The organism is Brevibacillus borstelensis (assembly GCF_037834415.1).
GTDB lineage: Bacteria > Bacillota > Bacilli > Brevibacillales > Brevibacillaceae > Brevibacillus > Brevibacillus borstelensis_A.
Genome location: NZ_JAUMSJ010000074.1, coordinates 1 through 5,644 on the forward strand (window position 1 = coordinate 1; position 5,644 = coordinate 5,644).

Below are 5,644 nucleotides of genomic sequence, written 5' to 3' on the forward strand. Positions count from 1 at the left end.
ATCTTTTTTAATGACCATTGGTACCGTTCCGAATTGTAATAACTGATATAGCTGTCGACTCGATTTCTCAACTCTTGAAGCGTTTGACTTGTCTTATACTCCAGATCATCCTTCATATGTCCAAAGAACGACTCCATAGAGGCATTGTCCCAACAGTTTCCCTTGCGGGACATTGACTGTTTGAAGCCAGCTTTCCTGATCAAGCGGCGAATTTTAGGGTGTGTATAGTGCATACCTTGGTCAGAGTGAAGAATCGCTTCGGGATGAATATTGCCATCCAGTCGATGAAATAGCCGTTTTAAAGTCCTCTTCACCAATGAGAGCTCCAGGGAAGAGGAGAGATAGTGGGCTAGAATCTGTTTCGTTGCTCCATCTTTGACTACCGAAAGGTAGGCACATTGACCATTACCGTAATACATATACGTAATATCCGTGAGCAGTACTCGTTCAGGTTCTCCTTGATCAAACTGACGTTGTAACAGATTTGGACATGTTTTATGCTCTTGTGTTGCTTTGGCCAATTTTCGATACGGATTTGCTTGTCGAATCGTAGCCACAAGCTTATACTTTCTCATTAATCGACGGATCTTTTTATGGTTCATGATCACGCCGCTTTCACGCTCAAGTCGCATTTTGATAACTAATGCTCCTGCCTTGCCACGGAGAGCGTAAAAGTGCTCCCTGATAAGCTTGATGTCGTGCTCGTCTGCATCCTCACGTAGTTGTCGAGCTTCTTCGGCACGAAGCCAACGGTAATAGCCGCTCGCACTAACGTTTGCCATTTTACACAGGTAGCGGGTCATAAAATGCAGGTTGTATTGACGTATGGTATTGTTGATGATTTGATAGCGCTCGGAGGGGGTTAAGGCTTCCTCAGCATCTTCTGCTTTTCGAGCGCATCGAGCTTTTTTAGAAACTCGTTTTCCGCCTCTAGCAGTTTGATGCGTGCTTCCGCACGTTTCAATTTTTCCTCCGCAGAAAGCTCTCCAGTCGGTCTTCTACCCGAGCTTCCCTTTCCGCGACGTTCTTCTAAAAGTCCTTCCTCGCCGTGAGTCGTAAACGTGTTACGCCAACGCTTCAGACAATGTTTTGGTTTCTTGTGACCAATGACGTCTATGTCAAAGCCTGCTTTACGGAAGATTTCCATTGGGGTGTACCCTTCCTCATATGCCTTTACAGCAGCAATCTTAAATGCCGGTGCATACGTGATACTTTTGGCCGTTACGTGCATCACATTCGGGTTTAGCTCCAATTGTTTGATCTCATGTTCCGTAAAAAGCTTTGAAGTTCCTCTGGTTTTGCCCATTAATTTATACCTCGCCCATTTCTAATAAATTGATTAAAACACAAATGACCCGCAAGAGGGTCACTTTTTTAAAGTGTCCATCTTACGGGTCACAGTTCAGCCTATTGAATGGGCGGTTTTCTTTTAGTCAAAACCATGATGGTGAACAACCATAGCTCTTAGTAGAGGAGCAACTCATCTCTTACTGTGCTATGTCGGAAATCTCTTTTCTCAATCGGGATCGCATGCAGCGTTTTAATACGGAAAGCGGCAATCTTTTGGTCTCCAGTGATCCGTTCAAAAAAAAACCTGACAAAGCAAAGAAGCTGTAGAGATGAACGTGGAGAAAAAAGCGAAAGTCTTTGGGACACCAACCGAGGCTTCCTTCCAAAAGCGGAACGCGCTTGCGTCCAATCTCTGAGACGCCCCCTGACCCGGCTGCTCTTGGACGCGTTCCGCTTTTGGAGGGAAGCCGGACAGTGTTGCCCCCAGCAGGTGTCCCACCGTACCTTGAGCGTTTTCTCCACGTTCATCTCCACCACCCAAAGCCCGCCAAACGCGCTTTTTACAACAATGAGCACACAATCAATCACCAAACGAAACGAAAAGCAAAACAATTTTGTGTATCAAAGTACTTTGTCACACAAAGTAATATATGTTATGCTATACTTAGCAACTGATTGGAGGCGTGTGCGATTGGATGAATCCTTACAAAACAGCGATCTGGTCCGGGGAAGCATCGACACCATCATCTTGTCTGTGCTTCTGACAAACGATAACTACGGCTATCAAATCATCAAGGAAATCGATAAAAAAAGCCAAAACCGGTTTGAATTGAAAGAGCCGACACTGTACTCAAGCCTGCGCCGCCTCGAGAAACAGAAGATGATCGAGTCCTACTGGGGAGAAGAAACGCAGGGAGGGCGCAGAAAGTACTACAGCATTACAGAGCTTGGCCGAGAGTTGTACCGCAAAAATTGCGCGGAATGGGAGCTAGCGCGCAATCTGATCGATCGTCTGATTCGAGTGGAAAAGGATGTGGAAGAGCGATGAAAGAAATAGAGGAGTATGTAGAAAAGCTATTCGCTGCTCATAAAGAGAGCAGAGAAATCCGGGAGCTGAAAGAGGAGATCATCAGCAATCTGGAAGCGAAGGTAACAGACCTGATGGAAGAAGGGCTGTCCTTTTCCGAAGCCTTCGCGCGTGCGACCAAAAGCATGGATACCGTTGATTTTCTCGTAGAAGGCAGCCAGCCGATCTATGTCGATCGGTATAAAATCGAGCTTGCCCAGTCCGTCCTGCTTTACATGTTGGTCGTCTGGATTTTGTCGATTCCGCTTCGGTTTACCGAGTCCGGCATTTGGTTCAGCAATATGGCTACGATCGCGGTATTGCTTTGCGGGGGCATCTACGTGGCAGGTCTGTTGAGAAAAAGCCGCGATCTTCAAACCGTCGCCGTTTTGAACGTTGCCAGACTGGAAAAGGCGAAAAAAGCCGCATGGATCATATGGGGGCTTTATGCCGCGGTAATGACCGTGTATACGACGGCGATAAAATTTGGCAGCCACTTCTGGTTCGGCCGCTCGGTCCGTATCGACGGGCCGTATCAGTTTGCGCTTCTTGTCGCGGATTACGCCCCCCCTTTGCTCCTGATTCTGGTGCCGATGATGTTTTGGCAGGCATCCAAATTGGCAGATAAATGCGAGGTGAAAGAGTAAATGAAAAACAAAAACGCATGGATTGTGATTCTTTTCCTCGCAGGCGCAATTACCCTGGCAATCGTGGAAGGCTACCTAAAGCCTCAAGCAGAAGCAAAGGAAGAACAGTACAGAATGGAGCAGCAGCATCCTTTGACCCATGATTTTGAAAGCGTTCTGCCCTATAAGCATAAATACATGGGGAGCGCGGGCAATCTGGGCAACCTGAACTACCATCTCCCGCTTTCCGACGTCCCCAAAACCTTTCAGCTATTTCCTGAGGAATACAAGGTGGAGCTTATTTGCGAACAGGACGCTGCCAGCATCGATGAAAGACTGCTCCAGCAAGCCCTGCTTTACAACGCGACAGCCAATTTTGTACTGATCGACAACCTGCAAACGTATCAAATAAGCTTTACCGATGTCGCCTATGCCATCTCCAGAGATTCCGTGGAAAAATGGTACGGCGTTTCCTTTGCCGCACTGCAGAAAAAGGAACAGTGGAATCAAATCGTAAGAGATCCTTTGGCAGATCCAGGCTATGTGGAGCGCTTCTTTGCGCAAGTCGTGAAGAAAATAGACGGAGGCGCTTGAGAGGCCGGGCGTTTTGGTCGAACTGTAAAATGGCTGCACACACAAAAAGAAAGCCTGCACAACCGTTTTCTCGCGGTGTACGGCTTTCTTTTTGATCCGTTCAAAGCATGCATCCCGTTTTTGCGGATACATTCACCTGTCAGCACTGCCCAGAGGGACAGGCCCATTAGTTGTAACCCCGGTCCCCGTACGGCTGAAGCTCGTCCAGCCATTTCTGCTCCAGCTTTTTGAGCGCGTCGGCTTCGTCAAAATACCCTGTCTCTTTCTTTTTCAATACTTCCAGCACTTCAAAGACGAAGGCGTCTTCGCCATACTCATTCCAATCCTGCTGGAGCTGTTTGTTAAAATGGCTGCCGGCTTTCAACTGAAATTTCTTGCCGTTGATCGTCTTTAAGTTTCGGGTGCTTTCGATCAGGATTTTGTTGTTTTTGATGTTCTTGATCTGGTAGACGCCGGCTTCTGTCTTCATTTCTTTATATTGCTGCTTTAGTTCTTCTTTCCGGTTCATGGTGCAGTACCTTCCTTCCTGTTTCATTTCATTTCTTCAGCCAATACTCGCTGCCGTCTGCCTTGCGGTCCAAAAAGCCGTAATCGATCAAATACCGTCGTACGGTTACGTAATCATCGTAGAGGGCCTTCAGGAATTCGTTGACTTCCTTTTCCGTATACGTGCGATCGCTCTCAAATCTTTTGGCAATTTGCCGGAGAACGACGACCCGCTGTTTTTCCTTCATCGGAAAAGTCTTGAGAGGCCCGCCGGTGCCTTCGGGAAAGTACCTTTTCAGGATGGCCCGGTTTTCTTCCTCGGTCACGTTGTAACGGTCATCCACCATTTTGGCCGTCTGATGGACGTCGATAAAAGCGGGAGCGTGTTTGTCCTTTTCTTTCAAGAGCTCCATCATCGCGAGAAAGACCTTGGCCTGCCGCTCCTTCTCCTTCAGGACAAAACGGTGGTTCCGGATCGTGGAGGCGCTGCCGATGCCCAGCTCCTTTTGCACCTCGGCGTCGCTTTTTCCCTGGTAAAACAGGCGAAGCAGACTGTTTTGGTGCTCTGTCAGACCGGTGAGCTTTTTATCCAGGCCGATCAGATAGTCAAACGCCGACTTGTGGGTTTTCTCTATGTGCAGGCGGACGTATCTTTCCGTTTCGTACAGTACGCCGTCTTCCGGATAGATGATTCCTTTTTCAAACGTCTTTCCGCAGAGCAGACAGGCGATGTGATCATCTTCTTGAATATACCCGCGCTTCAACTCATCCAGCGTCGCATTCCAAAACCGTTCGGAAACATTCATCTGATAAACACATCCTATTCACGCTTGTAATTACATAAACATTTTACTAAAACGTCTATTGTTTGTCGAGTATTTGAAAGAAACTCCAGCATTTGCCCGGGTACCAGGAGAATTTGGTACTGCTTTCTTTTGGTTTAACCGGATAAATGCGAAATGGATGAGATTGGGATGGGGATGAGGCTGTTGCTGCTGTTGTGTGGACCCAGTGCGATGATCCTGATCGGATTGCAGGGCATGGGCAGTGTTCCGCTTACGTTTGCCCTGTTCTACAGCTGGCTTTTGCTGGTTCCTCTCGGGGACATGCTTACTGGGCGGGGAAAGAAAATTTCGGAAGCGATGAAAGACTGCGGGCTCGTCTTCAAGCGGAAAAATATGTATGATGGAATTTGTACGGGAATTTTGTTTTTTCTCGCAATTGTTTTGGCAGGTTATTTCTTTCATTCCCATGTTTTCGAGAAAGAGAAGCTGCCAAGCTTGCTGATGGCCTGGAACTTCTCAGGCGATCATCTGATCTGGCTCATTTTGATTCTTCTGTCGGTGAATCCCTTTCTGGAAGAGCTGTACTGGCGAGGGTACATATATACCAGATTATCAATCGTGCCGTAAAACCCCTTGCTTTAGCTATGGGGATATAAGGCACTTTGCCCTGCATCCCCTGTACGAGGGTGCTAAGAGCAAACAAAATAACGTTGTTTGAACATTTTTGTTAGATAAATCTGACACACCTAACAATTTGTGGTATAATTAACCATAGGTGATGATTTTGAGCAGGTCTA

Annotated in this window: 7 protein-coding genes; 4 read left to right on the top strand and 3 right to left on the bottom strand. The window is 47.2% G+C overall.

Annotated features, from left to right (window positions below; genetic code table 11):
• Positions 1–1,306 (bottom strand): IS3 family transposase gene (locus tag Q3F21_RS26830; RefSeq protein WP_340259597.1). Its coding sequence is split into 2 segments (ribosomal slippage), with 1,307 coding nucleotides annotated over them: positions 1–922 and positions 922–1,306; the frame shifts between segments, so codons are not numbered across the junction. This gene is flagged as partial in the annotation.
• A gap of 675 nt (positions 1,307–1,981) precedes the next feature.
• Here Q3F21_RS26830 and Q3F21_RS26835 point away from each other — a divergent pair.
• From Q3F21_RS26835 to Q3F21_RS26845, 3 genes are read left to right on the top strand one after another with little or no spacing between them, the layout of a single operon-like run.
• Complete coding sequence (locus Q3F21_RS26835; RefSeq protein ID WP_340259599.1) at positions 1,982–2,338, top strand: PadR family transcriptional regulator; 357 nt, start codon at positions 1,982–1,984, stop codon at positions 2,336–2,338.
• The gene (locus Q3F21_RS26840; protein ID WP_340259601.1) at positions 2,335–3,003 is read left to right on the top strand and encodes a permease prefix domain 1-containing protein; all 669 of its coding nucleotides are present in this window, start codon (positions 2,335–2,337) and stop codon (positions 3,001–3,003) included. Before Q3F21_RS26835 ends, Q3F21_RS26840 begins: the two co-directional genes overlap by 4 nt.
• Positions 3,004–3,576: a DUF4825 domain-containing protein gene (locus tag Q3F21_RS26845; protein ID WP_340259603.1), complete on the top strand. Its 573-nt coding sequence runs from the start codon at positions 3,004–3,006 to the stop codon at positions 3,574–3,576. It abuts the gene before it with no gap.
• Positions 3,577–3,742: 166 nt separating this feature from the next.
• On the opposite strand, the gene Q3F21_RS26850 is transcribed toward Q3F21_RS26845, so the two are convergent.
• Together Q3F21_RS26850 and Q3F21_RS26855 are read right to left on the bottom strand one after the other, a co-directional pair.
• Complete coding sequence (locus Q3F21_RS26850; protein WP_340259605.1) at positions 3,743–4,084, bottom strand: GIY-YIG nuclease family protein; 342 nt, start codon at positions 4,082–4,084, stop codon at positions 3,743–3,745.
• A 28-nt stretch (positions 4,085–4,112) separates the two neighbouring features.
• Positions 4,113–4,868, bottom strand: coding sequence for a DUF2087 domain-containing protein (locus Q3F21_RS26855; protein WP_340259607.1), 756 nt, complete (start codon positions 4,866–4,868; stop codon positions 4,113–4,115).
• A 153-nt stretch (positions 4,869–5,021) separates the two neighbouring features.
• On the opposite strand from Q3F21_RS26855, the gene Q3F21_RS26860 reads away from it, so the two are divergent.
• Positions 5,022–5,474 carry a CPBP family glutamic-type intramembrane protease gene (locus tag Q3F21_RS26860; protein ID WP_340259609.1) on the top strand — a complete coding sequence of 151 codons (453 nt, stop codon included), beginning with the start codon at positions 5,022–5,024 and terminating at the stop codon, positions 5,472–5,474.
• Positions 5,475–5,644 lie beyond the last annotated feature (170 nt).

Excerpts from the sequence above, each read along its gene's own strand:
- Q3F21_RS26845 (WP_340259603.1), top strand. The coding sequence starts at position 3,004 with ATGAAAAACAAAAACGCATGGATTGTGATTCTTTTCCTCGCAGGCGCA.
- Q3F21_RS26860 (WP_340259609.1), top strand. The coding sequence starts at position 5,022 with ATGGATGAGATTGGGATGGGGATGAGGCTGTTGCTGCTGTTGTGTGGA.
- Q3F21_RS26840 (WP_340259601.1), top strand. The coding sequence starts at position 2,335 with ATGAAAGAAATAGAGGAGTATGTAGAAAAGCTATTCGCTGCTCATAAA.
- Q3F21_RS26855 (WP_340259607.1), bottom strand. The coding sequence starts at position 4,868 with ATGAATGTTTCCGAACGGTTTTGGAATGCGACGCTGGATGAGTTGAAG.
- Q3F21_RS26850 (WP_340259605.1), bottom strand. The coding sequence starts at position 4,084 with ATGAACCGGAAAGAAGAACTAAAGCAGCAATATAAAGAAATGAAGACA.